We start from the raw sequence: 24,245 nt of genomic DNA, 5'->3' as shown, positions 1-24,245 counted from the left end.
AACCCCGCAACACCGCCTCCTTAGATTCGGAGCCAACGGTTCCCGTCGAGAGGAGAGGTCCATGGTCACCCAGCGCACCGTCGTGGTGGTGGGGCACGGCATGGTCGGCCACCGGTTCGTGGAGGCGCTGCGCGCCCGCGACGAGGCGGGAGCCTGGCGCATCGTCGTCCTGGGCGAGGAGGCCGACGGTGCCTACGACCGCGTGGGCCTGTCGTCCTACGTCGGGACCTGGGACCGCTCCGAGCTGGCGCTCGCGGGCAACGACTACGCGGGCGATCCGTCGGTGGAGCTGCGTCTGGGCGCGAAGGTGACGGGCATCGACCGCGCCGCCCGCACCGTCACGACGGACGACGGCCCGATCGCCTACGACGCGCTGGTGCTCGCCACCGGCTCCTACGCCTTCGTCCCGCCGGTTCCGGGCCATGATCTGCCCGGATGTCACGTCTACCGCACCCTCGACGACCTGGACGCGATCCGTGCCGACGCCGAGTCGGCGCTCGCGCGCTCGGCCGAGCCGGTCGGCATGGTCGTCGGCGGCGGCCTGCTCGGCCTGGAGGCGGCGAACGCGCTGCGCACCCTGGGCCTGCGGCCGCACGTCGTGGAGGTCAATCCGCGGCTGATGCCGCAGCAGGTGGACACCGGCGGCGGCGAGCACCTGGCGCGGATGATCGGCGAGCTCGGCATCGACATCACGCTCTCGTCGGGCACCACCGACATCGCCGCCGCCGAGCACGGCCTGGCCGTCACGCTCAAGGACGAGAGTGTGGTGAACGCCGCGGTCGTCGTCTTCGCCGCCGGTGTGCGGCCCCGTGACGAGCTGGCCCGCGAGGCCGGCATCGAGGTGGGCGAGCGCGGCGGCGTCATCACCGACCTCGCCTGTGCCACCTCCGATCCCGACGTCCACGCCATCGGCGAGGTCGCCGCGATCGAGGGCCGCTGCTACGGCCTCGTCGGGCCCGGTTACGCGACCGCCGAGGTGGTCGCCGATCGCCTGCTCGGCGGCGACGCGCAGTTCCCGGGCGCGGACCTGTCCACCAAGCTCAAGCTGCTCGGTGTCGACGTGGCCTCGTTCGGCGACGCGCTCGGCACCACGCCCGGCGCCCTCGACGTCGTGGTCAGCGACCCGATCGGCGGCACGTACGCCAAGCTGGTGCTCTCCGACGACGCCTCCACGCTGCTCGGCGGCGTCCTGGTCGGCGACGCCTCGCAGTACGGCGTGCTGCGCCCGCTGGTCGGCTCGTCGCTGCCGGGCGACCCGGTGTCGCTCATCGCACCGGCGAGCGACGGCGCACCCGGCATCGGCGTGGGTGCGCTCCCCGACGCGGCGCAGGTCTGCTCGTGCAACGACGTCTCCAAGGGCACGCTGTGCGCGGCGATCGCCGATGGCGCGTGCACGGTCGCCGAGCTCAAGGGCTGCACCAACGCCGGAACGTCCTGCGGGTCCTGCGTGCCGCTGCTCTCGCAGCTGCTCGAGTCCGAGGGCGTCACCGTCTCGAAGTCGCTGTGCGAGCACTTCACCCAGTCCCGCGCGGAGCTCTTCGAGCTGGTGCAGGCCAGCGGGATCCGCACCTTCTCCGGCCTGATCGAGCGGTTCGGTTCGGGCACGGGCTGCGATCTCTGCAAGCCGACGGTGGCCTCGATCCTCGCGTCCACCAGCTCCGACCACATCCTCTCCGGCGAGCAGGCGTCGCTGCAGGACAGCAACGACCACTTCCTGGCGAACATCCAGCGCAACGGCACCTACTCGGTGGTGCCGCGCATGCCGGGCGGCGACGTGACCGCGGAGCAGCTCATCGTGATCGGCGAGATCGCCCGCGACTTCGGGCTGTACACCAAGATCACCGGCGGCCAGCGGATCGACATGTTCGGCGCCACCGTCGACCAGCTGCCCCTGATCTGGCGGCGCCTGGTGGACGCCGGCATGGAATCCGGCCAGGCCTACGGCAAGTCGCTGCGCACCGTCAAGAGCTGCGTGGGCAGCGACTGGTGCCGGTACGGCCAGCAGGACTCGGTGCAGATGGCGATCGACCTGGAGCTGCGCTACCGCGGCCTGCGCTCGCCGCACAAGATCAAGATGGGTGTCTCCGGCTGCGCCCGCGAATGCGCGGAGGCCCGCGGCAAGGACGTGGGGGTCATCGCCACCGAATCCGGCTGGAACCTCTACGTGGGCGGCAACGGCGGCATGACGCCCAAGCACGCGCAACTGCTCGCGAGCGACCTGGATTCCGAGACTCTGATCAAGTACGTCGACCGGTACCTCATGTACTACATCCGCACCGCGGACCGGCTGCAGCGCACGGCCCCGTGGTTGGAGTCGCTCGACGGGGGCATCGACCGGCTGCGCGAGGTCGTCGTCGACGACGCCCTCGGCCTCAACGCCGACTTCGAGGCAACCGTGGAGCGGCACGTCGACGGCTACGGCTGCGAGTGGAAGGGCGTCCTCGACGACCCGGACAAGCTCGCCCGTTTCGTCTCGTTCGTCAACGCCCCCGGCGCCCCCGACCCGACGGTCGACTTCGGGGAGAAGAACGGCCGCAAGGTGCCGATCCTGCTGGGCACCCCCACCCCGTCGATGCCCGCGAGGAAGGACCACGCATGACCACCGCCCCCTTCGACCTGCACCGCTGGACCCGGGACTGGACCGCGGCGTGCCCCGCCTCCCGGCTCGAGCCCCTGCGCGGCGTCGCCGTCCTCCTGCCCGACGGTGCCCAGGTCGCCCTGTTCCGGCTGGCCGACGACAGCATCCGCGCCATCGGCAACATCGATCCGATCGGGCGGGCGGCGGTGCTCTCGCGCGGCATCGTCGGCGACCGCGGCGGCTTCCCCGTCGTGCAGTCGCCGCTGAAGAAGCAGGCGTTCAGCCTGCTCGACGGGCGCTGCCTCGATGCTCCCGGCGTCTCGATCCCCGTCTACGACACGAGGATCTCGCTCGACGGCACCGTCTACGTGGCGAACTCCCCGGAGGTCAGGTTCGGGTTCCGTCCCCGTCCTGCTGCTCTGTGATCGCAGCACCGCTACTCTGCTCCTGACACCTGAAGGAGTAGACGATGGCAGGCCTGGGCGACACCACCGTTCGACTGCGCGACAGAGCGCCCATGGCGGCGGCCGATGTCGGGTTCCTCATCGGTGCGATCGCGCCCGTCGTCGACGGCCGTGGCCGCGCCGGCACGCCCCACGGGCGGATCAGTCCCGCTGCGCTCACCGTCGACGCCGCGGGGACGCCGCAGCTGATCGACGTCCCCGACAGCGACGAGGCGACCGCCTACGCGGCGCCCGAGATCGGGGAGACCGGGCTGATCACCGGCCAGTCCGAGGTCTACTCGCTCGGGAACACCACGTACACGCTGCTGACCGGTCATCCGCCGAATCCCTACGGGTTCGCGACCGTTCGCCGCGACCGACCCGACCTCGGGCCCGACGTCGACGGGGTGCTGCTGCAGGCGACGGCCCGCGCGCCGGAGCTGCGTTTCGCGACGGCGACCGAGTTCGCGGCCGCGCTGTCCGAAGCGCTCGAGCAGCCCGTCCAGCCCGCCCCGATCCCGGTGCGCTCCCCCGCACCCGTGCCGGAGCCGCAACTCTCCGTGCCCGCCCCGGCACCGGTGGTGCAGCCCCCGCCGCGCCGCCGTTTCGAGATCCCCGAGGCCGCGCTACCCATCGTCTTCCTGCTGCTGATCGCGCTCGCGGCAGCTGGTTTCGTGGCGCTGTTCCTCAGCGGCTCCTGAGCCGGAGGGACACCCCGATGACCGACGACTCCTTCGCGGACCTCGTCGCGGCGGGCGGTCCGCTCGCCGCGGATCGGGTCGCGCGCGCCGTCTGCTCCGTGGCCGGCGAGGTCGACCGGCGCGCGGCCGCCGGCGATCCGCACGGGCGGCTGAGCCCCGCCGCCATCACCGCGACACCCGGGGGCGGCGCTCTCGTCGATCCCGCCGCACTGAGCGCGACGACGGGACCCGCGGTACACGCCGCACCGGAGGTCATCGGCGGCTCGGCACCGGACGCACGATCCGAGGTGTTCTCACTGGCCAGCACCGCGTACACGCTGCTGACGGGGCGCACGCCGAACTCCTTCGGGATCGCCAACACCCGGCGCGTCCGCCCGGATCTCGGACCGGGTGTGGAAGCGGTGCTCACCCGGGCGACTTCGCGGGATCCCGCGTTCCGCTATCCGTCGGCGGCAGACTTCGCCCGAGCCCTCGATGCGGCTCTCACCTCGGCGGGGACGCCGACCGTCGCCCCGCCCGCACGCGCGGACGAGCGTACGCGTCGATCGCCGTGGCGTCCCTCGACGTGGCGCAGGAGGCGCTGACGGGCGGCGGCCACCCGCGGTGACGCACGATGATCGATCGCCCGGCCCGGGACCGCGATCAGCCGAGGACGACGCGCGCACCGGACGGTGTCGCGAGCCCGGCGTAGCTGCGGCGCAGACACGCCAGCCGCACGACGGCGGGGTGCAGCCCCAGCGGGGCCGCGACCACGTCGGCGCCCGCATCGCGCAGCCGCTGCTGGAACAGGCCCTCCGCCAACAGGTACGAGGCCACGGCGACCGAGCGCGCACCGTCGGACCGCACCCGGGCGACGACCTCCGGGACCGAGGGATAGCCCTCGCTCTGCTGGCTCGGCGCGGCGAAGGCGATCGACACCCGGGTGCCGACCAGTGCCGAGAGCGCGGCCGCGGTGCGCCGCAGCTCGCCCTGGGCGTGCGCGTCGCGGGTGCCGGCGGCGGCCATGACGACGGCGTCCCCGCGCCGCCAGCCCGCCTCCTGCAGCCGCCCGAGCATGGCGCGCGCGAGTTCCGGGGACGGCCCCAGGGCCGGCGTCGTCGTGACTGTCCGGTGCCCGGATTCGGCGACCTCGCGGGGCAGGTCGTGGCGCACGTGGAAGCCGCTGGAGAGGAAGGCCGGGACGACCACCGTCGGTTCGTGATCGAGCGCGGACAGCACCTCCGCGGGGGTGGGGCCGAGAACGTCGACGAAGGCCACGCGCACGGTCTCGGCGAGGCGGCCGGACATCGCGGCGGCCAGCTCGCCGATCATCGCGACGCCGTGCTCGCTGCGGGTGCCGTGCGCCACCAGGAGGGTTCCCATATCAGTGCTCCTCGTCGACGGCGAGCCGGTAGCCCCGCTTGACCACGGTGGCGACGATCTCCTTGTGCCCCAGCCCCGTCCGCAGTCGCGCGACGGCCGCCTCGACGGCGTGCGGATCGTCGCCGCCGAGCGCGGCCAGCAGGTCCTCGCGGGAGACCACCGAACCGGGCTCGCGGGTGAGCAGGCGCAGCAGGACGATCGAGGTGGGCGTGAGTTCGCGCTCCTCCCCGTCCACGACCGCACCCCGCGCCCGCAGGCCCAGGCGGTGGCCGGCCACCGCGAGATCCGGGCGGCGCGTGGGCAGGTCCTGCTCGACGAGGCGGGCGAGCGCCCCGAGTCGCATGCGCTCGGGGGTGACGGAGCCGATGCCGAGGCGATCGAGCGGGGTCGCGGTCACCGGCCCCACGCAGTAGGGCACGACCGGCCCAGTCAGGGCGCCGCGCACGGCACCGTCGAGCCCGAGTTCCGCGGCGCGCTCGAGCACCGAGGCGGCGGCGGGCGCGGAGGTGAAGGTGACGGCGTCGACCGCGGAGGTCGCGATCGCCTCAACGACCCGATCGAGGCCGGTCAGGTCGGTCGGCCGCTCCCACCGGTAGACGGGGACCTCCACGATCTGCGCCCCCAGTTCGCGCAGACCGTCGAGCAGTCCGGGATTCGGATCCCACTTGTCGGTGGCGCCGTGCAACTGCACGGCCACGCGCAGGCCGGTCAGGTCCGAGGTGGACAGGTGGCTGAGCACCTCGGCGGAGGACTCGGACTCCGGCGACCACTCCTCGCGCAGGCCCGCGGCCCGCAGCGCGCCCGTCGCCTTGGGGCCACGGGAGATGACCCGACCGCCGCCGAGCGCCGCCACGAGCCGCTCGGCGAGGCCCCAGCCCTCGGCCGCTTCGAGCCAGCCGCGGAAGCCGATGCCCGTGGTCGCCACGAGCAGGTCGGGCGGGCTCGCGAGGAGTTCCTCGGTGGCGGCCCGGAGCCGGTCGTCGTCGGAGAGCGGGACCATCGCGATGGCGGGTGCGGCGAGCACGGCGGCGCCGCGCCGTTCGAGCAGGGTGGACAGCTCGTCGGCGCGGCGCGCGGCCGTCACGGCCACGGTGAATCCGAGGAGGGGGCGGGGCGGCGCCTCGGTCATCGGATCGGGCTCCTTCGCTACGGCGGTCATCGGGTGTCGGCGACGGTGAGCGCACCGTCGCGCGGCGTGCCATCAAGCGTCCCATGCCCGCGCGGGGCGGGCGTACGCACGTACACCTTCCAGGTGACGAAGGCCGCGAGGACGTAGAAGGCGCCGAACACCCAGAACGCGATCGTCGCGGTGCCCGAGGACTGGTAGGAGGCGCGCAGGACCAGGTTGATCCCGACGCCGCCGAGGCCGCCGATCGCTCCGGCGATGCCGATCACGGCGCCGGACATGGCCCGGGAGTAGTGCGTGCGGGTGGCCTCGTCGGCGTCCAGCGAGCGGGCCTTGGCCTCGAAGATCGACGGGATCATCTTGTAGACGGAGCCGTTGCCCAGGCCGCTGAGCAGGAACAGGGCGATGAAGCCGAGCACGTAGGCGCCGAGCACGGCCCCGGAGGGAGCGCCAGAGCCGGCCGTCGTGGCGGCGGCGATGAGGACGCCGCCGGCGGCGATCATGCCGGTGAAGACGTACAGGGTGACGCGGCCGCCGCCGAGCCGGTCGGCGAGCTTGCCGCCGTAGACGCGGGAGATCGAGCCGAGAAGCGGACCGATGAAGGCGATCTGGGCCGCGTGCAGCGAGGCCTGGGCCGCGGTCTCGCCGCCCGCCCGGAACGTGGCCTGCAGGACCTGGCCGAAGGCGAAGGAGAACCCGATGAACGAGCCGAACGTGCCGATGTAGAGCAGCGAGACGATCCAGGTGTCCCGGTCGCGGGTGGAGGCGCGCATCGCGGCCGTGTCGACGGTGGGGACCTGCAGGTTGTCCATGAACAGGGCGGCACCGATGCCCGCCACCGCGAGCAGCACCAGGTAGACGGCGCACACCCAGTAGGGCTCACGGTTGCCGGCGGTCGCGATGACCAGCAGGCCGACGAGCTGCACGGCGGGGACGCCGATGTTTCCGCCGCCCGCGTTCAGGCCGAGCGCCCAGCCCTTGAGCCGCTGCGGGAAGAAGGCGTTGATGTTGGTCATCGACGAGGCGAAGTTCCCGCCGCCGAAACCGGTGAGTGCGGCGCAGGCGAGGTAGACCCACAGCGGCTGCCCCGGGTTGGCGAGGATCACCATCGTCGCGATCACCGGGACGGCGAGGACGAAGGCGCTGAAGATCGTCCAGTTACGACCGCCGAAACGGGCCGTGGCCAGGGTGTACGGGATGCGCAGGCAGGAGCCGACCAGAGTGGCGGTGGCACCGATGAGGAACTTGTCCGCCGTGCTCAGGCCGTAGACGTCCTGCGGCATGAACAGGACCATCACCGACCACAGGGACCAGACCGAGAAGCCCACGTGCTCGGCGATCACGGACCACAACAGGTTCCGCTTCGCGATCTTCTCGCCGCCCGATTCCCACTGCTCCCGGTTCTCCGGATCCCACTGCGTGATCGTGTGTGATCGACTCATCTCCAGACCTCCCGGTGCGTCGCGATCTCTTTCGCGTCGAAGGTAGGCAGCCCATGTTGCAGCCCCGGTCCCCGCGGTGTCCGCCCCGTGAACTCGATCTCACGCCGCCGCACCACCGGGCGTGAGGTCGGGCGGCCCGGCTGCGGGATACTCGCTCCGTGATTCCGGCGACCCTCGTCGCAGCCGCGACGTTCCTGCTCTGGTGCCTGCTGTCCGGGCGGATGGACCGCTGGGGCGTCTCCGCGCCGCTGGTGATGGTGCTCGCCGGCGGCGCGGTGGGCATCGGCGCGCACGGCGCGATCGCCGAGGCGATCAACACCGGGGCGGCGCAGCGGGCCGCCGAGATCATCCTCGCCGTGCTGCTGTTCGTCGACGCCACCCACGTACGGGGCTCCCTACTGGGCCGGCACCCGCGCCTCGCGGCGCGGTCGCTGCTGCTCGGGATCCCGGTGGGCCTGATCCTGTCCGTCGCCGTGGGCTGGCTGCTGCTCCCGCACCTGGGGTGGTCGGTGCTCCTCCTCGTCGCCTGCGTCATCGCCCCCATCGACTTCGCGTCCGCACCCGCGCTGCTGCGCGACCGCCGAGTCCCCTCCCGGGTCCGGGACGTGCTCACCGTCGAATCCGGCTACACCGACGGCCTGATCACCCCCGTGTTCCTGTTCGCGATGTACTGGGCCGGCCCCGCTCACGGCGGGGACGACGACCCCGCACCGGCCCTGCTGGCCGCGGCCCCGCAGGCCGCCATCGCGCTCGCGGTGGGTGCGGCGCTGGGCGCTGCGATCGCGGCGGGTGTGCGGTACAGCGAACGCACCGGTCTCGCCACGGCGAGCGGGCGCAGCCTCGCGATCGCCGCGACTCCCCTGCTGACCTACGCCGCCGCCGTGGGCCTCGGCGGCAACGGCTTCGTCGCGGCCTTCGTGTGCGGGATCGTCTACCGCCTGCGTCGCGGCACGGAGACCGCGGATGACGTCGGCCTCACCGACGACGTGGGCTTCCTCCTCGCGGCGGCCATGTGGTTCGTCTTCGGATCCGTCGCCATCGTCGGAATCTTCGACGGTGTCGACTGGCGCACGCTGGTCTTCGTGCTCGCGGCGCTGACCGTGCTGCGCGTGGTTCCGGTGGGCGTCGCGATGCTCGGCAGCGGACTACCGCGGCGGCAGGTATTGGGGTTGGGCTGGCTGCGCCCCCGCGGCACGTCGACCATCGTCTTCGCGCTGATCGCGTTCAACACGCTGCCCGACGGCCCCGTCGCCGATCTCACGCTGACGGTGGCGGTGCTCGTCGTGCTGGGCAGCGTCGTCCTGCACACCGTCGGTGTTCCGGTGACCATCGCGGGGCATGACCGGCGAGTGCGCAGCCGCGCCTGACGGCGCGCTAGAAGTCCGGCGCACCCACCGCCGCCGGCTCCCGCCCGGCATCCTCGGCGTCGGCGCCGCCGTCGAAGCCCCGAACCACGACCAGCCCGTCGCGCCCCGCCCCGTCGGGCGAGCCGTCCGCCTCCCCGGCACCCGCGGTCCCGGTGGGCGGCGTCCCACCGTCGGGCGCTCCCGCCTCAGCCGGCCCGGCGGCCGTCTCGAGCGGGGGCGGAACGATCGTGCGGTAGCGCTCCCCCGTGCCCACGTACTGGCTCGCGCACATCCGTAGGTTCAGCCCGATCGCGTCGGCCTTGAGGTCCAGCGAGCTGTGCCGCTGGCCGTCGGCACCGTCGAAGGTCTCGTGCTTGAGCTCGCCGTGCACCATGACCGGCCGGCCCTTCGCGATCACGGCCCGCGCGTTGCGCGCGAGCGCGCCGAAGGCCTTGACGTTGAGCCAGACCGTGCCGGTCTGCTTCCACTCGCCGTTCTCGTCCAGGTAGCCGTTGTTGGCCGCCATCGTGAAGCTCAGGAAGTCGTGCCGCTGATCGCGGGCCGACTCCCGGTAGGTCAGGTCGTTGGTGACGTTGCCTGCTGCGAAAACAAGTACCCCGGGCATGGCGCCCCTCCTCGTCGATGCCGCGGCCGGCGGTTCCCGGCCGTCGTCGACGAGTCTCACGCGCCGGTCCCGCCCCGGACGGCGTCCGAGGCGGGACCTGTGGAGAAAACACGTTACATACGCTTAGTTGTGGATAACGGTCGCTTCTCCGGCGCGGATGTCGTACCCCTGTGGCAGGGCTACGCGAGCCACCCCGCGGCGGTGAAGCCGTCCAGGTACCGCTCGATCAGCGCGCGGTCGAGGCCGGGGATGTCGCCGGGGCCGACGTTCGCCTCCCGCACCGCCTCGCGGAAGCGGTCCGCGGTGAGGGCGACGCCGCCTCCGTTCGGGGTCGGATGGGCGAAGGAGTGCAGCAACGGCAGCACCGAGCGCTGCCGGTCCTCCGCGGGCAGCGCCTGCAGCGCGGCCTCGAACCGGGCGAACCACTCGCCGTAGTCGGCGATCCGCTCGATCGGGCGGTCCTCGGCGATCCAGTCGACGAAGTCGTCCAGACCGGCGCCATCGGAGTCGACGTTGAGCACGTGGAAGGTCCGGAAGCCCTCGCGCCCGGCCGCGCCGAGCGTGACGATCGCCTCCGCGGTGAAGTCCACCGGCAAACCGTCGTAGTGCGGGCGCGGCCCGGTCGGGTCCGCGGCGAACGACGCGGGCGCGAGCCCGGTCTCGGCGATGCTCAGCAGCAGGCGGGTGAACTGGTCCACCGGGTTGTACTGCCCGCGGAATCGGCTGTGCGCCAGGATCATGTCCGAGCGGAACACCCGCACGGGGAGCCCGGCGAGATCGGAGGCCTCGTGCAGCAGGACTTCGCCCGCCCACTTGCTCACCGCGTAGCCGTTGGCGTAGGCGTCCGCGCCGATCCGGCGCTCCGCGCCCGCCACCCGGACGTCGTCGTCCTCCACCAGGAGTCGGCCGTCGTCCTGCGGGACCACCGCCACCGTCGAGACGTAGTCGATGGACTTGCGCCGCACGGTGATCGCGAGCCGCGCGATCTCCGCGGTGCCCACGACGTTCGGGCCGAACAGCTGGTCGTAGGGCAGCACGTGGTTGACCATCGCGCCGCAGTGCACGACGTGGTCCACCCGCTCGGCGAGCCGGTCCCAGGTCGGGGCGTCGAGCCCGAGGGACGGTGCGCCGAAGTCGCCCACGACCACCTCGAGGTGCCGCTCGGCGAGCTCCGCGAACTCGACCGTCAGCTCGGGATCGGAGGTGCCGATCGCGTCGAGGACGCGGCGGCGGGCGTCGTCGGCGTCGGCGCCGCGCACCAGCGCGACGACGGTGCCCTCGTGCGGCGCGACGCGACGCAGCCACTCGAGCAGCAGGAACCGCCCGAGGTAGCCGGTGGCACCGGTGACCAGGACGGTCGACGGTTCGCCGTGCGGGGCGGGGATCGACGGGGCCGCGGCGAGCAGCTCCGGATCGACGAAGCGGTCCAGATGCAGGTCGGACGCCCGCGCGACCTGCGCATCCGCGCCGTGGATCGACGCGGCCGTCGGTGCGCTGAGCGCGCCCGCGCGCGCCGCCTCGATGTGCTCGACGATGCCGCCGAGGGTCGCGGTGGGGCCGACGATCGTCTGCACCGGTACCGGCACCTCGTAGAGCCCCTCAAGGGTGGTGGCCAACGACAGCGCCGAGAGCGAGTCGCCGCCCAGGTCCGCGAAGCGGGTCGCCGCGTCGAGCTCCTCGGGCAGAGCGCCGAGCGTGAGCGCGGCGGCGCGCACCACGGTCTCGGTCACCGATCCGTCGGCGTCGAGGTCGCGCAGGCCGGCCCGGCGGCGGTCCTCCGCGGCGGCGTACAGCGCGGCGAGCTCGTCGCCGTAGCGGGCGTTGAGCGCCGGCCGCACGAGTTTGCCGATGCCCGAACGCAGTCCGTTCTCCTGCGAGAAGGGCTCACGCTCGATGATCACGTCGCGCGGCAGCTCGTAACCGGCCAGGTCCTGGTCACGGGCGATCGCCGCCAGGCCGTCGAGCACGCGGGTGCGGGCCTGCGCATCGGTCTCCCCGTCGGGACCGGGCGCGGGCACCACGACGGCCAGCAGGTAGGAGCGCTCGCTGGTGCCGTACAGGAAGATCTGGTGGACGTCCGGCCCGGCGGCGTAGGTGGCCTCGAGCTGCGCGATCGGCACGAACTCGCCCTGCGCCAGCTTGATCACGTTGCTGCGGCGGTCGACGTACTCGAGCCGGTCGGGCGCGAGCTCCGCCATCACGTCGCCGGTGCGGTAGAAGCCCTCGTCGTCGAGGATCCGCTTGTCGGACTTGTAGTACCCGGGGATCAGCTGGGTGGACTTGACCAGCAGCTCGCCGCGCGGGTGCGGCGAATCGGTGACGAAGTAGCCCAGCTCGGGGACGTCGATCAGCTTGTACTCGGTCACCGGCGGGCGCACGATCTCGCCGTCGCGAAGGACACCGCCGGCCTCGGTGGACCCGTAGCCGATCTGGATCTCGATGCCCAGCAGCCACTCCATGAAGGTCTGCAGTTCCGCGGACAGGGCGGCGCTGCCGCACATCGCGGCCTGCAGGCGGCCGCCGAGGACGTGCTCGCGCAGCTCCACCCGGGCGGTCTCGGTGTCGGTCTCGGCCTCGAGCGTGAGGAAGCGCTGGTGCACGAGCTCGCAGACGCGGGGGACGAGACCGATGGCCGTGGGGCGGGCGGCGGCGAGGTCGTCGAACAGCGTCGACATGTCGGAAGCGCCGGCGAAGTACCCGGTGCCACCGGAGGCGAGGCCCGCGATGAGCCAGTTGCGGCCGTACATGTGGCTCATCGGGAGGAAGTGCAGGAGCGACTCCGACGGCAGGTCGTAGTCGACGATGCTGTCCACCTTGAGCCAGGCGTCCGTGACCAGCTTCTCGGTGTACATCGCCCCCTTCGGGGTGCCGGTGCTGCCCGAGGTGTAGATCAGCGTCACCAGCGGGTCGGCGTCCGGCTCGGGAGCGAAGAACTCCGGGTCGGGCAGCGCCCGGCCCGCGAGGACGTCGGCCTCGATGCCCTCGTACCCGGCGTGCTCGCCGTCGAAGACGACGACGCGCGGCGTGGCGGAGGACTCGGCGAGGGCCTGCTCCGCGAGGGCGGCCTGGTCGGCGCTCACGGCGAAGATCTTGGGCCGGGTCTCGTCGAGGATGGCGGCGATGCGGGCGGCGGGCGCGCCGGCCTGCAGCGGCACGTTCGGGGCGCCGAGCAGGGTGGTCGCGAGGTCGACGGTGACGAAGTCCGCACTGGTGAAGCCGAGGATCGCGACGAAATCGCCCGGGGCCAGCTCGCTCTGCCACGCGGCGGCCAGCGCGGTGACGCGCTGCCAGATCTCGCCGTACGAGACGGTGACGTACGGGGCGCGGGGTCCTCCGTCGCGGGTCGCGAACGCAGGACGGTCGGCGAACCGCTCGAAGACCCGCGCGATCACCTGCGGAAGCCGCTCGGCGGGCGCGCCGGCCTCCCCCGTCGCGGAACCGGTGACCACCGGATCGCTGCTCTGCACTGCTTCAGTCGACATCTAGCACCTCATTTCACTACGAAGCTCTAAGTAACTTGTTCCCTAGCTTAGCTACTGATCGGTAGGTCCGCACGTTCGACGCATCGCGAGTCCAAACCTGGCCTCCGCAAGGCCGCGGTGGTGGACTTGCGCTCCATATCCCGCTCCACCGACGGAAGGCTGCCGTGAGCTCGCCCAACCCCCTCCACCTGCACTGGTTCCTGCCCACGTACGGCGACTCGCGGAACCTGATGGCGGGCGGGCACGGTAGCTCCATGAGCGGCGACCGCCCCGCGAACCTGCACTACCTCAAGCAACTCGCCCTGGCCGCGGAGGCGAACGAGTTCGAGGCGGTCCTCATCCCCACCGGGCTGTGGTGCGAGGACGCGTGGCTGACCGCTGCGCTGCTCGCCGACGCCACCGACCAACTCAAGTTCCTCGTGGCGCTGCGCCCGGGCCTGACCAGCCCGCTCCTCGCCGCCCAGATGGCGACCACCCTGCAGTGGCAGACCGGCGGCCGCGTGCTGCTCAACGTGGTCACCGGCGGCGAGTCCTCCGAGCAGCGCGCCTACGGCGACACGCTCACCAAGGAGGAGCGGTACGAGCGCTGCGGCGAGGTGCTCGACATCACCCGGCAGTTGTTCGACGGCGCGGGCCCGGTGAACGTCGCCGGGAAGTACGCCTCCGCGGAGAACGCGATCCTCGCCCGACGCCCCGACCCGGCTCCCCCGATCTTCTTCGGCGGTAGTTCTCCCGCCGCGGGCGACGTCGCGGCGAAGTACGCCGATACCTACCTCACCTGGGGCGAGCCGCCGGCGCAGGTGAAGCAGAAGCTGGACTGGATCCGGGGCCTCGCCGCCGCACAGGGTCGCGAGCTCACCTACGGCATCCGACTGCACGTGATCTCGCGCGACACGAGCGAGGAGGCGTGGGCCGAGGCGAACCGTCTGCTGGGCAACCTCGATCCCGCGGCCATCCGCGCCGCGCAGGCCAACCTCGCCCGGAGCGAGTCCGAAGGCCAGCGCCTCATGCGCGAGCTGCACGGCGGCGGAGCGGCATTCGATGAGGCCGCCGACGCCCGCTCGCTGCAGGTCTACCCCGGCCTGTGGACCGGCGTGGGCCTCGTCCGCGGCGGCGCGGGCACGGCGCTCGTCGGCTCGCACGACGAGGTCGCCGACCTCATCGCGGAGTACGCGGCGCTCGGCCTGGATCACTTCATCCTCTCCGGGTACCCGCACCTGGAGGAGGCCTACCACTTCGGCGAGGGCGTGCGCCCGCGCCTCGCGGCCCGCGGTCTGCTCGGCGCGTCCGGCGCACCGTCGGAACCCGTACGCGGCGCCTTCCTGCCCGACCTCTCCCCCAGCCCCACCTCCTAGCCCCGGTTCTCCGACCCGAAGGACACAGCGATGACCACTGAGAAGACCGCCGACGAGATCAAGTTCGCCTACTGGGTGCCCAACGTGTCGGGCGGCCTGGTCACCAGCGACATCGAGCAGCGCACCAGCTGGGACTTCGAGTACAACAAGAAGCTGGCGCAGACAGCGGAGCGCGTGGGCTTCGAATACGCGCTCTCGCAGGTGCGGTACATGGCCAGCTACGGCGCCGAGTACCAGCACGAGTCCACGTCGTTCAGCCTGGCGCTGCTCGGCGCGACCGAGAAGCTCAAGGTCATCGCCGCCGTGCACCCCGGCCTGTGGCACCCGGCCGTGCTCGCGAAGTTCGGCGCCACCGCCGACCACCTCTCGAACGGGCGGTTCGCGATCAACGTGGTCTCCGGCTGGTTCGCCGGCGAGTTCAAGGCGCTCGGCGAGCCGTGGCTCGAGCACGACGAGCGGTACCGCCGCAGTGCGGAGTTCCTCGAGGTGATCCGCAAGATCTGGACTGAGGACAACGTGGACTTCGGCGGCGACTTCTACCGCATCCGCGATTTCACGCTCAAGCCCAAACCGCTCAACACCCCCGAGCGCCCGAACCCCGAGCTGTTCCAGGGCGGCAACTCCTCCGCCGCCCGGATCAACGGCGGCAAGTACGCCGACTGGTACTTCTCCAACGGCAAGGACTTCGACGGCGTCACCGATCAGCTCGACGACCTGCGCCGTGTGGCGCGGGAGGCGCAGCGCGAGGTGAAATTCGGGCTCAACGGCTTCATCATCGCCCGCGACACCGAGAAGGAGGCGAGGGACACCCTCCGCGAGATCGTGGAGAAGGCGAACAAGCCCGCCGTCGAAGGCTTCCGGGACGCCGTGCAGCAGGCCGGCAAGTCGACATCGGACGGCCGCGGCATGTGGGCCGACTCCAGCTTCGAGGATCTGGTGCAGTACAACGACGGCTTCCGCACGCAGCTCATCGGCACGCCGGAGCAGGTCGCCGAGCGGATCGTCGCGTACAAGGAGCTCGGCGTCGATCTGATCCTCGGCGGATTCCTGCACTTCCAGGAGGAGATCGAGTACTTCGGCGAGAAGGTGCTGCCCCTGGTCCGCGAGATCGAGGCGAGCCGCGCCGGGGCACTGGTGTGACGGTCGCGCCGGCGGCCGACTCGCGGCCCGCCGCGGCGATCGACTCCGCCGAGGCCGCCGTGGACGCGGCGCGCGACCTCGCGTCCCGCTTCGCCGACGGTGCCGCGCAGCGCGACCGCGAACGACACCTGCCCCACGCCGAGGTCGAATACCTCTCCGACGCCGGGCTCTTCGCGCTGACCGTGCCCGCCCGGTTCGGCGGACCCGACCTGCCGCCGTCGGTGATCGCCGAGGTCTTCCGCACGCTCGCCACCGCCGACGGCTCGCTCGCGCAGATCCCGCACAGCCACTACGTGTACCTCACCGCGCTGCGCCTCGCGGCGCCGGAGGGCTTGCAGCGCAGGATCTTCGAGCAGGTACTCGACGGTGCCCGGATCGCCAACGCGCAGTCCGAGCGGGGCGGAAAGACGGTGGCCGATGTCGCCACCACGCTCACACGCACGCCCGACGGCGCGCACCTGGACGGCGAGAAGTTCTACTGCACGGGTTCGCCGTACGCGCATCTGCTGGCGGTGCTCGCGCGGGACGCGGACTCCGGCGAGCAGGTCATCGCCTTCGTCCAGGCGGACACCCCGGGAATCACCATCGTCGACGACTGGAACGGCCTCGGGCAGCGCACCACCGGGAGCGGCACCGTCCGCTTCGACGACGTCGCCGTGCCGCTCGACGCCGTCTTCACCCGGACCGGCGCGGTGTCCGAGCCCACCGGCTACGGAGCCTTCGCGCAGTTGCTGCACGTCGCGATCGACACCGGCATCGCCCGGGGCGCTCTCGACGCCGCCGCGCAGTTCGTCCGCACGACCTCCCGGCCGTGGTTCGAGGCCGAGGTCGACCGGGCGCAGGACGATCCGTTACTGATCCACCGCTTCGGCGAGCTGACGGTGACGGTGCGGTCCGCGGAAGCTGCGCTCGTCGTGGCCGGTGCCGCCGTCGACGCCGCGTTCACGACGCCCGGACCCGACACCGCGGCCGAGGCCTCCCTCGCGGTCGCCACCGCGAAGGTGCTCGCGGACCGGGCCGCCACCGAGGTACCGGCGGCGCTGTTCGAGGTCTCCGGCACCCGCAGCGCCGGCGGCGACCTGGGCCTGGACCGGTTCTGGCGCGACGGCCGCACGCACACGCTGCACGACCCGGTGCGCTACAAGGTCCAGCACCTGGGCCGGTTCACCCTCAACGAGGTACGCCCGCCGCTGCACGGCGTCGTCTGACACCGACATCACACCATTCGGACCAGGGTCCGTTTATCGGTGTACGATGACTGCATGACGATTCCCGAGTTCGGCGTGGACACGTTCGGCGGCGTGACCAAGGACGCCCAGGGGCACCCCCTGCCGCATCCGCAGGTGATCCGCGACCTGGTCGAGGAGGCGGTGACCGCCGATCAGGCGGGGCTGGACTTCTTCGGCGTCGGCGAGCACCACCGGGCCGACTTCGCCGTCTCGAGCCCGGAGATGGTGCTCGCCGCCATCGCCTCGCGCACGGAGTCGATCCGCCTGGGGTCGACGGTGACGGTGCTCAGCTCGGACGATCCGGTGCGCGTCTACGAGCGGTTCGCCACGCTCGACGCGCTCTCGCACGGCCGCGCCGAGATCGTCGCGGGCCGTGGCTCGTTCACCGAGTCGTTCCCTCTGTTCGGCTACGACCTGCAGGACTACGAGGTGCTGTTCGAGGAGAAGCTGGAACTGCTCTCCGCGCTGCTCACCGAGGAGCCCGTCACCTGGTCGGGATCCACGCGCGCACCGCTGTCCGAGCAGCGCGTGTACCCGACCACGGCGAACGGCATCCGCGCCTGGGTGGGTGTGGGCGGCAGCCCCGAATCGGTGGTGCGCACCGCGCGCTACGGATTCGGCCTGTTCCTCGCGATCATCGGCGGGCCGGCGGAGCGGTTCGCCGCGTACACCGATCTGTTCCGACGGGCGGAGAAGGAGTTCGGCGGTTCGCCGCAGCCGATCGCGGTGCACTCCCCCGGGCTGGTCGCGGAGACGGACGAGCAGGCCCGCGAACTGGTTCACGCCGGCTGGATGCGGATGCGGCAGCGCATGGTCGGCGAGCGCGGCTGGCCGCCGCCCGCCGTCGGCGACTTCGAGCGCGAGGTCGACACCGGCTCGCTGTACGTGGGCTCGCCCGAGACCGTCGCGCGACGGATCGCGGCGACGGTCCGCACCCTCGGCGTGGACCGGTTCGACCTCAAGTACGACCAGCCGGTCACCCATGCCGATCTGATGCGCTCCATCTCCCTCTACGGCGAGAAGGTCGTCCCGATGGTCAAGGACATGCTCAGCGACTGATCCGGCGATTCCCTCACCGGATCAGCCGCGAGATCACCGATCCGTTCCGCTGAACACGATCGTGGCGCCGGCGGGGGCGGCCTCGATCATGCGCAGCCGCGCGAGCGCCGGTGACGCGTCGAGCATCCGGCCCGCATTGGCGAGCGCGCGCAGCGCGGCGGTCTCGGAACGTGCCTCCTCGAGCCGCGCGGTACCCCGCGCCTTCGCGGTGATCAGATCGACCGCGGCGCGGCGGATCTCGGGCGGCAGGACGATGTCCTTGACCACCACCGCGAGCACCTCGACGCCCACCGTCCCGGCGGCGGCGCTCACCGCCGCCCGCACCGCCTCGCCGTCGACGGCGGTGGTGCGCCGCACCAGATCGTCGATCCCGATGCCGCCCACCGTCTCCCGCAGTGCGATCTGCGCGGCGAGGTAGACGACTGCGTCCGGATCGGCGGCGCGCTCGATGAACGCGACGGGATCGGCCACCCGCACGCGCATCGTCATCGACACCCGGACGGGCACCGATTCGGCGGTCACGATCTCCTGCGGGGCGACGGCGATCAGCCGCTCTGCCACCACGACCGGGACGACGGCGCCGTCCCCGCGCACCCGATGAGGTCCGGGCCCGCGGACGCGGACGACGGCGCCGTCCCGGTACTCGACGGCGCGGCGCCCCACCGGCACGACGATGCGTCGGCCGCGCAGGGCGGTCATGATCGACACGGTGGTTCTCCTCTCGTGGCGGCCCGCAGGCCTGGTCGTTGTGCACCGCTCCGCCGGGCGGGCGGCGACGGCGGGATGTCCCGGGTAATGGCCGGGGCATCGCAGGGCGGCCGCCGCCCGCGCTCCCGGCGGGACGGCGTGCGGGGGACTCGAACCCCCTGGGCCCAGTACGGGCCGTGCCACTGGTCGGTTCTGCCGGTTCGAACGCGCGGAACCGGTCGCGGTACCCCGCTCCGGCCGCTCCCCGATCAATGCCGAGCACCACTCTGACACCGCCCGATGAGGTATCGCAAAGCATTTTTCGCCGCGAGCGAACTCTGCCCGGCGGCGCGTCCGCGGCAGCGCACATATCCTGGGCGAGTGCCCCCACCTCGCGCTCTGCGCGGCGCTGCGAAGCGCCCCCTCGTCACCGCCGCGGCGCTCGCCGCCGTCGTGATCATCCTCGGCGCGTTCGCCGCCTGCGGCCTCGCCGGGCGCGGCGCACCGTCGTTCCAGCGCACCGATCAGGCGATCGACGGGGCCGGGGTCAGCCTGGACACGTCGTTCTTCCGACCCGACGGCGCCGACCGGGTCCCGGCGGTGATCCTGGCGCACGGCTTCGGCGGCTCCAAGGAGGACGTGCGCGCTGAGGCCGAGCAACTCGCCGGGCGCGGGTACGCGGTCCTGACCTACACCGCACGCGGATTCGGGAAGTCGACCGGGCTCGTCGGCCTCGACTCCCCCGATGCCGAGGTCGCCGACGCCCGCAAACTCCTGGACTGGCTGGCCGCCCGGCCGGACGTGCAGCAGGACCGCCCCGGCGACCCGCGCGTCGGCGTCGCGGGAGGCAGCTACGGCGGGGCCCTCGCGCTGCTGCTGGCCGGGCACGACGAGCGGGTGGACGCGATCGCTCCCCGCATCACCTACTGGGATCTCGAGCAGGCACTCTTCCCCGGCGGGGTCTACAAGAAGCAATGGGCCGGAATCCTGTTCACGATGGGCGGCGGCTGCCCCCGTTTCGAGCCCGCGGTGTGCGAGATGTACACGCGGGTCGCGCAGGGCGGTGCCCTCACCGACGCGGACCGCGCGCTGCTCGCGGCGCGCAGCCCCGCCTCGGTCGGGGCGGACATCCGCGTCCCCACCTACCTCGCGCAGGGCGAGCTGGACTCGCTGTTCCCGCTCGAGCACGCCGACGCCGCCGCGCAGCGGATCGCCGCCAACGGCGCCCCGGTCGCGGTCGACTGGATCGCGGGCGGGCACGACGCGGGCAGCGCCGAGGACGCGCGCGTGAACGCACGCACGGCCGAGTGGTTCGACCGCTACCTCAAGAACCTCGACGCCCCGGCGGTTCCGGCGTTCCATGTGTCGCGTTCCGGCGGCATCGACCGCGAGAGCGGCGAGCGCACCGTCCGCGCCTCGAGCACCGACTCCTACCCCGGACTCGGCGGGAGCATCACCCGCACACTCGCCCTGCCGGGCGAACCGCAGCGCGCGGAGAACCCGCCGGGCGGCGCTCCCCCGTCGATCTCCGGAGTGCCCGGACTCGGCGCCCTCGCCTCCTCGGCGGCGGCGCTGGGCGCGGGCGGGTTCTCCCGCGACCTGCCGTCGCAGGCCGCCGTCTTCGACTCCGAACCGCTCGCCGAGCCCGTCACCGTGACCGGCGGCCCGACGGTGACGATCAAGATCGAGTCCGCGGCGCCCGAGGCGGTGCTCTTCGCCAAGCTCTACGACGCCGGCCCCGAGGGGACACAACTGCTGCCCCAGCAGCTGGCCGCCCCGATCCGCATCCCGCTGACCGGCGGCTCGGCCACCACCACGATCCGGCTCCCCGTCATCGACCACGAGTTCGCCGCAGGCCACCGGATGCGCGTCGCGTTCGCCACCACCGATCTGGCCTACCTCACGCCGCAGGCACCCGCCGCCTACTCGATCACGGCGACCGGGCCGCTCACCGTGCCGGAGGTGCCCGCACTGAAGACCGCTCCGGCGCCGCTGCCCACGTGGGTGTGGGCCCTGCCGGTGGCGGCGCTGGCGATCGCGGCGGCGGTGCTGCTCGTGCGCCGCCCGCGGGGCGCCCCGGCGGCGGATCCCGCGCTCGCCGACGTGGCCCTGCAGGTCACCGACCTGTCGAAGAAGTACGCCGGCGGCGACGGCTACAGCGTGCAGGACGTCACCTTCCGCGTAGACCGTGGGCAGGTCCTCGGACTGCTCGGCCCCAACGGCGCTGGCAAGACCACCACGCTGCGGATGCTGATGGGTCTCATCACGCCCGACGAGGGCGGGATCCGGGTCTTCGGGCATGCGATCCGCCCCGGCGCGCCGGTGCTGTCCCGGGTCGGCGCGTTCGTCGAGGGCGCGGGCTTCCTGCCGCACCTGTCCGGGCGCGCGAATCTCGACCTGTACTGGCGCGCGACGGGTCGCCCCGTCGCGGAAGCGCATCTCGAGGAGGCGCTCGCGATCGCCGACCTCGGCACCGCCCTGGAGCGGCCCGTGCGGACGTACTCGCAGGGCATGCGGCAGCGGCTCGCCATCGCACAGGCGATGCTCGGCATGCCGGACGTGCTGGTGCTCGACGAGCCGACCAACGGCCTCGACCCGTCGCAGATCCGCGAGATGCGGGACGCGATCGTGCGCTACGGCGCCACGGGGCGCACCGTGATCGTCTCCAGCCACCTGCTCGCCGAGGTCGAGCAGACGTGCACGCACGTGGTGGTGCTGCGCCGCGGCAGGCTCCTCGCCGCGGGCACGGTCGACGAGATCGTGCAGGCGGGTGAGGAGGGTGCCTCCCGCACCCTCGAAGACGCGTTCCTCCAGCTGACGGGAGACGAGGCATGACCACCACGACGAACCCGGCGCCCCAGCCGGATTCCGCACACGGCGCCGCGCCCGGCTACACGCCGGGCCGCACCCTGACGGTCCGCGTCGAGCTGGCGCGCCAGCTGCGGCGCCGGCGCACCCTGGTGATGGGTGCGCTGCTCGCCGCGCTGCCGATCGTGCTCATCATCGCGCTGGCCGTCGGCACCGACGAGGGCGGCCGGGACAGCGGGCGGCCGTCGATGTTCGACGTCGCCACCGCCTCGGGCCTGAACCTGACCGCCACCGTGCTCATCGCGGGCACCGGCTTCCTGCTGGTGATCCCCGTGGCGCTGTACTTCGGCGATGCGGTGGCCTCGGAGGCGGACTGGTCCTCGCTGCGGTACCTGCTGGCCGCTCCCGTCCCGCGCACGCGGCTGCTGACCACGAAGGCGATCGTCGCGCTGATCCTCTCGGTCGCGTCCGTCGCCCTGTTGGTCGCCGTCGCGCTGGTCGCCGGCACTCTCGCCTACGGGTGGGGGCCGCTGCAGACGCCGGCGAACACGGCGATCCCCGCGAACGAGGGGCTGTGGCGGCTGCTGCTGGCGGCGGGCTTCATCATCGTCTCCGAGCTGGCCACCGCCGGTCTCGCACTGTGGCTCTCGACGCGCACCGACGCACCGCTGGCCGCGGTCGGCGGCGCCGTCGGCCTGACGGTGATCGGCAGCGTCCTCGATCAGGTCACGGCGCTCGGCGGCCTGCGCTCCGCACTCCCCGCGCACTGGCAGTACGCCTGGACCGATCTGCTGCAGCCGAGCATCGAGTGGGCGTCGATGGCGCAGGGCGTCTCCCTCTCGGTGAGCATCGGGGTGGTCTTCTTCGCCCTGGCCGTCCGCGGGTTCCGCACCAAGGACATCGTCAGCTAGCGGTGCGCCCGCCGAGGTGCTCGGCGAGGAAGCGCTCGGTGGCGCGGAAGAGCTCGATGGTGTTCTCCGGATTGACGAAGCCGTGCCCCTCGTCGGCCTTGAGCAGGTACTCGACCTCGACGCCGCGCTCGCGCAGCGCGGCGACCAGGTTGTCGGACTCGGCCTGCACGACGCGCGGGTCGTTGGCGCCCTGCACCACGAGCAGCGGGGTGCGGATCTCGTCGACCCTCGTGATCGGTGAGCGGGCCAGCATGTCGGCCAACTGCTCCGGATCCGACGGGTCGCCGACGTAGCGGAACCAGTTGTTGGCCAGGTACGGCCGCGCGATCTCCGGCAGTGTCGCCATGAAGTTCGGCAGGCTGGAGATGCCCACGTAGTCGATCGCAGCGGCGAAGACGTCCGGGGTGAAGGTGACGCCGACCAGCGTGGCGTACCCGCCGTAGGAGCCGCCGAAGATCGCGAGCCGCTTCCGATCGGCGATCCCCTCGGCGACGGACCACTCCACCGCGTCGATGAGGTCGTCGTGCATGGCCCCGGCGAGCTCGCCGATGCCGGCCTGCGTGTGCGCCTTGCCGTATCCGGTGGAGCCGCGGAAGTTCACCTGCAGCACCGCGTAGCCGCGGTTCGCGAGCAGTTGCACCTCGCCGTGGTAGCCCCACGTGTCGCGGAACCAGGGGCCGCCGTGCACCAGCAGCACGAGCGGCAGGCCGCGCGCCTCCACCCCGACGGGCAGCGTCAGATACGAGGGCAGGGCGCGCCCGTCGCGGGCGGTGATCGTCACCGGCGACATCGGCGCGAGCCGTGCCGGATCCAGGTGCGGGAAGGGGCGGAAGAGCAGCCGCGACTCGCCGGTGCGGCGGTCGTAGAGGTGCGTCGCGCCGGGGTCGCGGTCGTGGACGAACGAAACCACCCAGCGGTTCCCGTCGAGATCGGACGAGAGCGCGCCGATATCGCCGTCGGACAGCGCTCGCAACGCCGTCAGCACCTCACCGAAATCGGGGTCCAGGGCGTGGATCTCCTGCCGCTCGCCGAGATAGCGCACGCCCAGCAGCTCACCGCTGCGCGGATCGACGATGAGCGGCTGCGGCAGAGTCGGCGCGACCAGTCCGGTGGTGTCGAGATCGAGGGTCGGATGCGCGTCGACCTCGGTCTGGGCCCCGGTCGCGCCGTCGACGTGCACCACGCGCGTCAGGTCGCCGCCGCGGTTCGAGCCGAGCCAGAGGCCACCGTCGGGTGCCGGGACGATCGGGAAGACGCCGAGCGGGTAGTCGATTCCGTCGAACTCCGCGATCGGTCGCAGCTCGCGCGCGGCGGAGTCCCAGCGGCAGAGCGCGATCGCGCCCGCGGCGTCCTGCGTGGAGGCGTAGAGGGAGCCGTCGGCGCCGTACACCCAGCCGGCCACGTTGCCGGGATTGCGCTCGATCTCGGTGAGCGCACCGGTGGCGATGTCGACCTCGAAGACGTCGAACTCGTCGACCTTGCGCGCGTTGGTGGAGATGATCGCGATGCCGGGGCGAGCGATCGGGAGGTCCATGAGGAAGGTGGTCGCCCCGTCGAACGGGGTGAGGTCCACGGCCGGTGCGCCGGGGTCGTCGAGGTCGGCCCGCAGGAGGTGCCAGCGCTCGTCGCCGCCGTTGTCCTGCAGGTAGATCAGCCAGCGCGGGTCGGTGGTCCAGGAGAACATCTGGACGCTGCGGGTCGCGTCAGCGGTGACCGCGCGGGCCGGTGCATCGCCGTCGAGGTCCTCCACCCACACGTTCAGGCGGCCGTTCGACGGTGCGAGGAAGGCGAGCCGGGAGCCGTCGGGCGAGATCTTCGCCGCAGCCCGGACGGGCGAATCGAAGAACTCCTCGACGGTGATGATGTTCGGCAGTGGCACGGCGTCTCCTCTCGGTGGTGGTGCCTCCAGGAGAAACCATGCCGTCGCGGCACGGTCAAGCCGCGCCGAGCC

18 protein-coding genes are annotated in these 24,245 nt (G+C 72.4%); 11 read left to right on the top strand and 7 right to left on the bottom strand.

The features are described from left to right. Positions 1 to 61: 61 nt before the first annotated feature. The 4 genes from nirB to BLQ62_RS08325 are packed head-to-tail and all read left to right on the top strand — an operon-like array spanning position 62 to position 4,306. Entirely contained in the window at positions 62 to 2,599 is a 2,538-nt protein-coding gene (gene nirB / locus BLQ62_RS08340) for a nitrite reductase large subunit NirB (RefSeq protein ID WP_068566002.1), read from the top strand. Then, positions 2,596 to 3,003, top strand: coding sequence for a nitrite reductase small subunit NirD (nirD, locus tag BLQ62_RS08335; protein WP_068566004.1), 408 nt, complete (start codon positions 2,596 to 2,598; stop codon positions 3,001 to 3,003). The genes nirB and nirD overlap by 4 nt, the downstream gene beginning before the upstream one ends. 44 nt (positions 3,004 to 3,047) lie before the next feature. Next, the gene (locus BLQ62_RS08330; protein WP_139184179.1) at positions 3,048 to 3,722 is read left to right on the top strand and encodes a protein kinase family protein; all 675 of its coding nucleotides are present in this window, start codon (positions 3,048 to 3,050) and stop codon (positions 3,720 to 3,722) included. 17 nt (positions 3,723 to 3,739) lie between these two features. Next, the gene (locus tag BLQ62_RS08325; RefSeq protein ID WP_068566008.1) at positions 3,740 to 4,306 is read left to right on the top strand and encodes a protein kinase family protein; all 567 of its coding nucleotides are present in this window, start codon (positions 3,740 to 3,742) and stop codon (positions 4,304 to 4,306) included. A gap of 58 nt (positions 4,307 to 4,364) precedes the next feature. Here BLQ62_RS08325 and BLQ62_RS08320 read toward each other — a convergent pair whose 3' ends face one another. Genes BLQ62_RS08320 through BLQ62_RS08310 form a run of 3 tightly spaced genes read right to left on the bottom strand, consistent with a single transcriptional unit; the run spans position 4,365 to position 7,652 of the window. Beyond that, positions 4,365 to 5,084: a sirohydrochlorin chelatase gene (locus tag BLQ62_RS08320; RefSeq protein ID WP_068566010.1), complete on the bottom strand. Its 720-nt coding sequence runs from the start codon at positions 5,082 to 5,084 to the stop codon at positions 4,365 to 4,367. A 1-nt stretch (position 5,085) separates the two neighbouring features. After that, the gene (locus tag BLQ62_RS08315) at positions 5,086 to 6,243 is read right to left on the bottom strand and encodes a uroporphyrinogen-III synthase (protein ID WP_231857613.1); all 1,158 of its coding nucleotides are present in this window, start codon (positions 6,241 to 6,243) and stop codon (positions 5,086 to 5,088) included. Next, entirely contained in the window at positions 6,240 to 7,652 is a 1,413-nt protein-coding gene (locus BLQ62_RS08310; RefSeq protein ID WP_068536321.1) for a nitrate/nitrite transporter, read from the bottom strand. Before BLQ62_RS08310 ends, BLQ62_RS08315 begins: the two co-directional genes overlap by 4 nt. Positions 7,653 to 7,810: 158 nt before the next feature. Here BLQ62_RS08310 and BLQ62_RS08305 point away from each other — a divergent pair, with 158 nt between their 5' ends. Further along, on the top strand, positions 7,811 to 9,019 hold the full coding sequence (locus BLQ62_RS08305; RefSeq protein WP_068536319.1) for a cation:proton antiporter domain-containing protein: 1,209 nt from the start codon (positions 7,811 to 7,813) through the stop codon (positions 9,017 to 9,019). A gap of 7 nt (positions 9,020 to 9,026) precedes the next feature. On the opposite strand, the gene BLQ62_RS08300 is transcribed toward BLQ62_RS08305, so the two are convergent. Together BLQ62_RS08300 and car are read right to left on the bottom strand one after the other, a co-directional pair. Beyond that, entirely contained in the window at positions 9,027 to 9,623 is a 597-nt protein-coding gene (locus BLQ62_RS08300) for a single-stranded DNA-binding protein (RefSeq protein WP_068536318.1), read from the bottom strand. Positions 9,624 to 9,802: 179 nt separating this feature from the next. Further along, entirely contained in the window at positions 9,803 to 13,105 is a 3,303-nt protein-coding gene (gene car / locus BLQ62_RS08295) for a carboxylic acid reductase (protein ID WP_082756516.1), read from the bottom strand. A gap of 230 nt (positions 13,106 to 13,335) precedes the next feature. Here car and BLQ62_RS08290 point away from each other — a divergent pair, with 230 nt between their 5' ends. The 4 genes from BLQ62_RS08290 to BLQ62_RS08275 are packed head-to-tail and all read left to right on the top strand — an operon-like array spanning position 13,336 to position 17,888. Further along, positions 13,336 to 14,460, top strand: coding sequence for an LLM class flavin-dependent oxidoreductase (locus tag BLQ62_RS08290; protein WP_068566370.1), 1,125 nt, complete (start codon positions 13,336 to 13,338; stop codon positions 14,458 to 14,460). 30 nt (positions 14,461 to 14,490) lie between these two features. After that, the gene (sfnG, locus tag BLQ62_RS08285; RefSeq protein ID WP_068536315.1) at positions 14,491 to 15,600 is read left to right on the top strand and encodes a dimethylsulfone monooxygenase SfnG; all 1,110 of its coding nucleotides are present in this window, start codon (positions 14,491 to 14,493) and stop codon (positions 15,598 to 15,600) included. Further along, positions 15,597 to 16,808 carry an SfnB family sulfur acquisition oxidoreductase gene (locus BLQ62_RS08280; protein WP_068536314.1) on the top strand — a complete coding sequence of 404 codons (1,212 nt, stop codon included), beginning with the start codon at positions 15,597 to 15,599 and terminating at the stop codon, positions 16,806 to 16,808. The genes sfnG and BLQ62_RS08280 overlap by 4 nt, the downstream gene beginning before the upstream one ends. A 54-nt stretch (positions 16,809 to 16,862) precedes the next feature. Further along, positions 16,863 to 17,888, top strand: a complete 1,026-nt coding sequence (locus BLQ62_RS08275; RefSeq protein WP_068566013.1) for an LLM class flavin-dependent oxidoreductase — start codon at positions 16,863 to 16,865, stop codon at positions 17,886 to 17,888. A 33-nt stretch (positions 17,889 to 17,921) separates the two neighbouring features. Here BLQ62_RS08275 and BLQ62_RS08270 read toward each other — a convergent pair whose 3' ends face one another. Beyond that, positions 17,922 to 18,587: an SPFH domain-containing protein gene (locus BLQ62_RS08270; RefSeq protein WP_068566372.1), complete on the bottom strand. Its 666-nt coding sequence runs from the start codon at positions 18,585 to 18,587 to the stop codon at positions 17,922 to 17,924. 369 nt (positions 18,588 to 18,956) lie between these two features. On the opposite strand from BLQ62_RS08270, the gene BLQ62_RS08265 reads away from it, so the two are divergent. Together BLQ62_RS08265 and BLQ62_RS08260 are read left to right on the top strand one after the other, a co-directional pair. Beyond that, the gene (locus BLQ62_RS08265) at positions 18,957 to 21,410 is read left to right on the top strand and encodes an alpha/beta fold hydrolase (RefSeq protein ID WP_231857614.1); all 2,454 of its coding nucleotides are present in this window, start codon (positions 18,957 to 18,959) and stop codon (positions 21,408 to 21,410) included. Continuing rightward, positions 21,407 to 22,294, top strand: coding sequence for an ABC transporter permease (locus BLQ62_RS08260; RefSeq protein ID WP_068536308.1), 888 nt, complete (start codon positions 21,407 to 21,409; stop codon positions 22,292 to 22,294). Before BLQ62_RS08265 ends, BLQ62_RS08260 begins: the two co-directional genes overlap by 4 nt. Here BLQ62_RS08260 and BLQ62_RS08255 read toward each other — a convergent pair. Next, positions 22,287 to 24,173, bottom strand: coding sequence for a S9 family peptidase (locus BLQ62_RS08255; protein ID WP_068566015.1), 1,887 nt, complete (start codon positions 24,171 to 24,173; stop codon positions 22,287 to 22,289). The two genes, BLQ62_RS08260 and BLQ62_RS08255, sit on opposite strands and share 8 nt — an antisense overlap. Positions 24,174 to 24,245 lie beyond the last annotated feature (72 nt).

Source organism: Tsukamurella pulmonis (assembly GCF_900103175.1).
Lineage (GTDB): Bacteria > Actinomycetota > Actinomycetes > Mycobacteriales > Mycobacteriaceae > Tsukamurella > Tsukamurella pulmonis.
Note: the sequence above shows the minus strand (reverse complement) of the source record. Positions and strands in the feature narration are given on the sequence as shown.

What these genes read in the sequence shown, in the direction of transcription:
- BLQ62_RS08325 (WP_068566008.1), top strand. Translation starts at nt 3,740, where the DNA reads ATGACCGACGACTCCTTCGCGGACCTCGTCGCGGCGGGCGGTCCGCTC.
- BLQ62_RS08330 (WP_139184179.1), top strand. Translation starts at nt 3,048, where the DNA reads ATGGCAGGCCTGGGCGACACCACCGTTCGACTGCGCGACAGAGCGCCC.
- nirD (WP_068566004.1), top strand. Translation starts at nt 2,596, where the DNA reads ATGACCACCGCCCCCTTCGACCTGCACCGCTGGACCCGGGACTGGACC.
- BLQ62_RS08275 (WP_068566013.1), top strand. Translation starts at nt 16,863, where the DNA reads ATGACGATTCCCGAGTTCGGCGTGGACACGTTCGGCGGCGTGACCAAG.
- nirB (WP_068566002.1), top strand. Translation starts at nt 62, where the DNA reads ATGGTCACCCAGCGCACCGTCGTGGTGGTGGGGCACGGCATGGTCGGC.
- BLQ62_RS08320 (WP_068566010.1), bottom strand. Translation starts at nt 5,084, where the DNA reads ATGGGAACCCTCCTGGTGGCGCACGGCACCCGCAGCGAGCACGGCGTC.
- BLQ62_RS08300 (WP_068536318.1), bottom strand. Translation starts at nt 9,623, where the DNA reads ATGCCCGGGGTACTTGTTTTCGCAGCAGGCAACGTCACCAACGACCTG.
- BLQ62_RS08270 (WP_068566372.1), bottom strand. Translation starts at nt 18,587, where the DNA reads ATGACCGCCCTGCGCGGCCGACGCATCGTCGTGCCGGTGGGGCGCCGC.
- sfnG (WP_068536315.1), top strand. Translation starts at nt 14,491, where the DNA reads ATGACCACTGAGAAGACCGCCGACGAGATCAAGTTCGCCTACTGGGTG.
- BLQ62_RS08310 (WP_068536321.1), bottom strand. Translation starts at nt 7,652, where the DNA reads ATGAGTCGATCACACACGATCACGCAGTGGGATCCGGAGAACCGGGAG.
- BLQ62_RS08315 (WP_231857613.1), bottom strand. Translation starts at nt 6,243, where the DNA reads ATGACCGCCGTAGCGAAGGAGCCCGATCCGATGACCGAGGCGCCGCCC.
- BLQ62_RS08260 (WP_068536308.1), top strand. Translation starts at nt 21,407, where the DNA reads ATGACCACCACGACGAACCCGGCGCCCCAGCCGGATTCCGCACACGGC.
- car (WP_082756516.1), bottom strand. Translation starts at nt 13,105, where the DNA reads ATGTCGACTGAAGCAGTGCAGAGCAGCGATCCGGTGGTCACCGGTTCC.
- BLQ62_RS08290 (WP_068566370.1), top strand. Translation starts at nt 13,336, where the DNA reads ATGGCGGGCGGGCACGGTAGCTCCATGAGCGGCGACCGCCCCGCGAAC.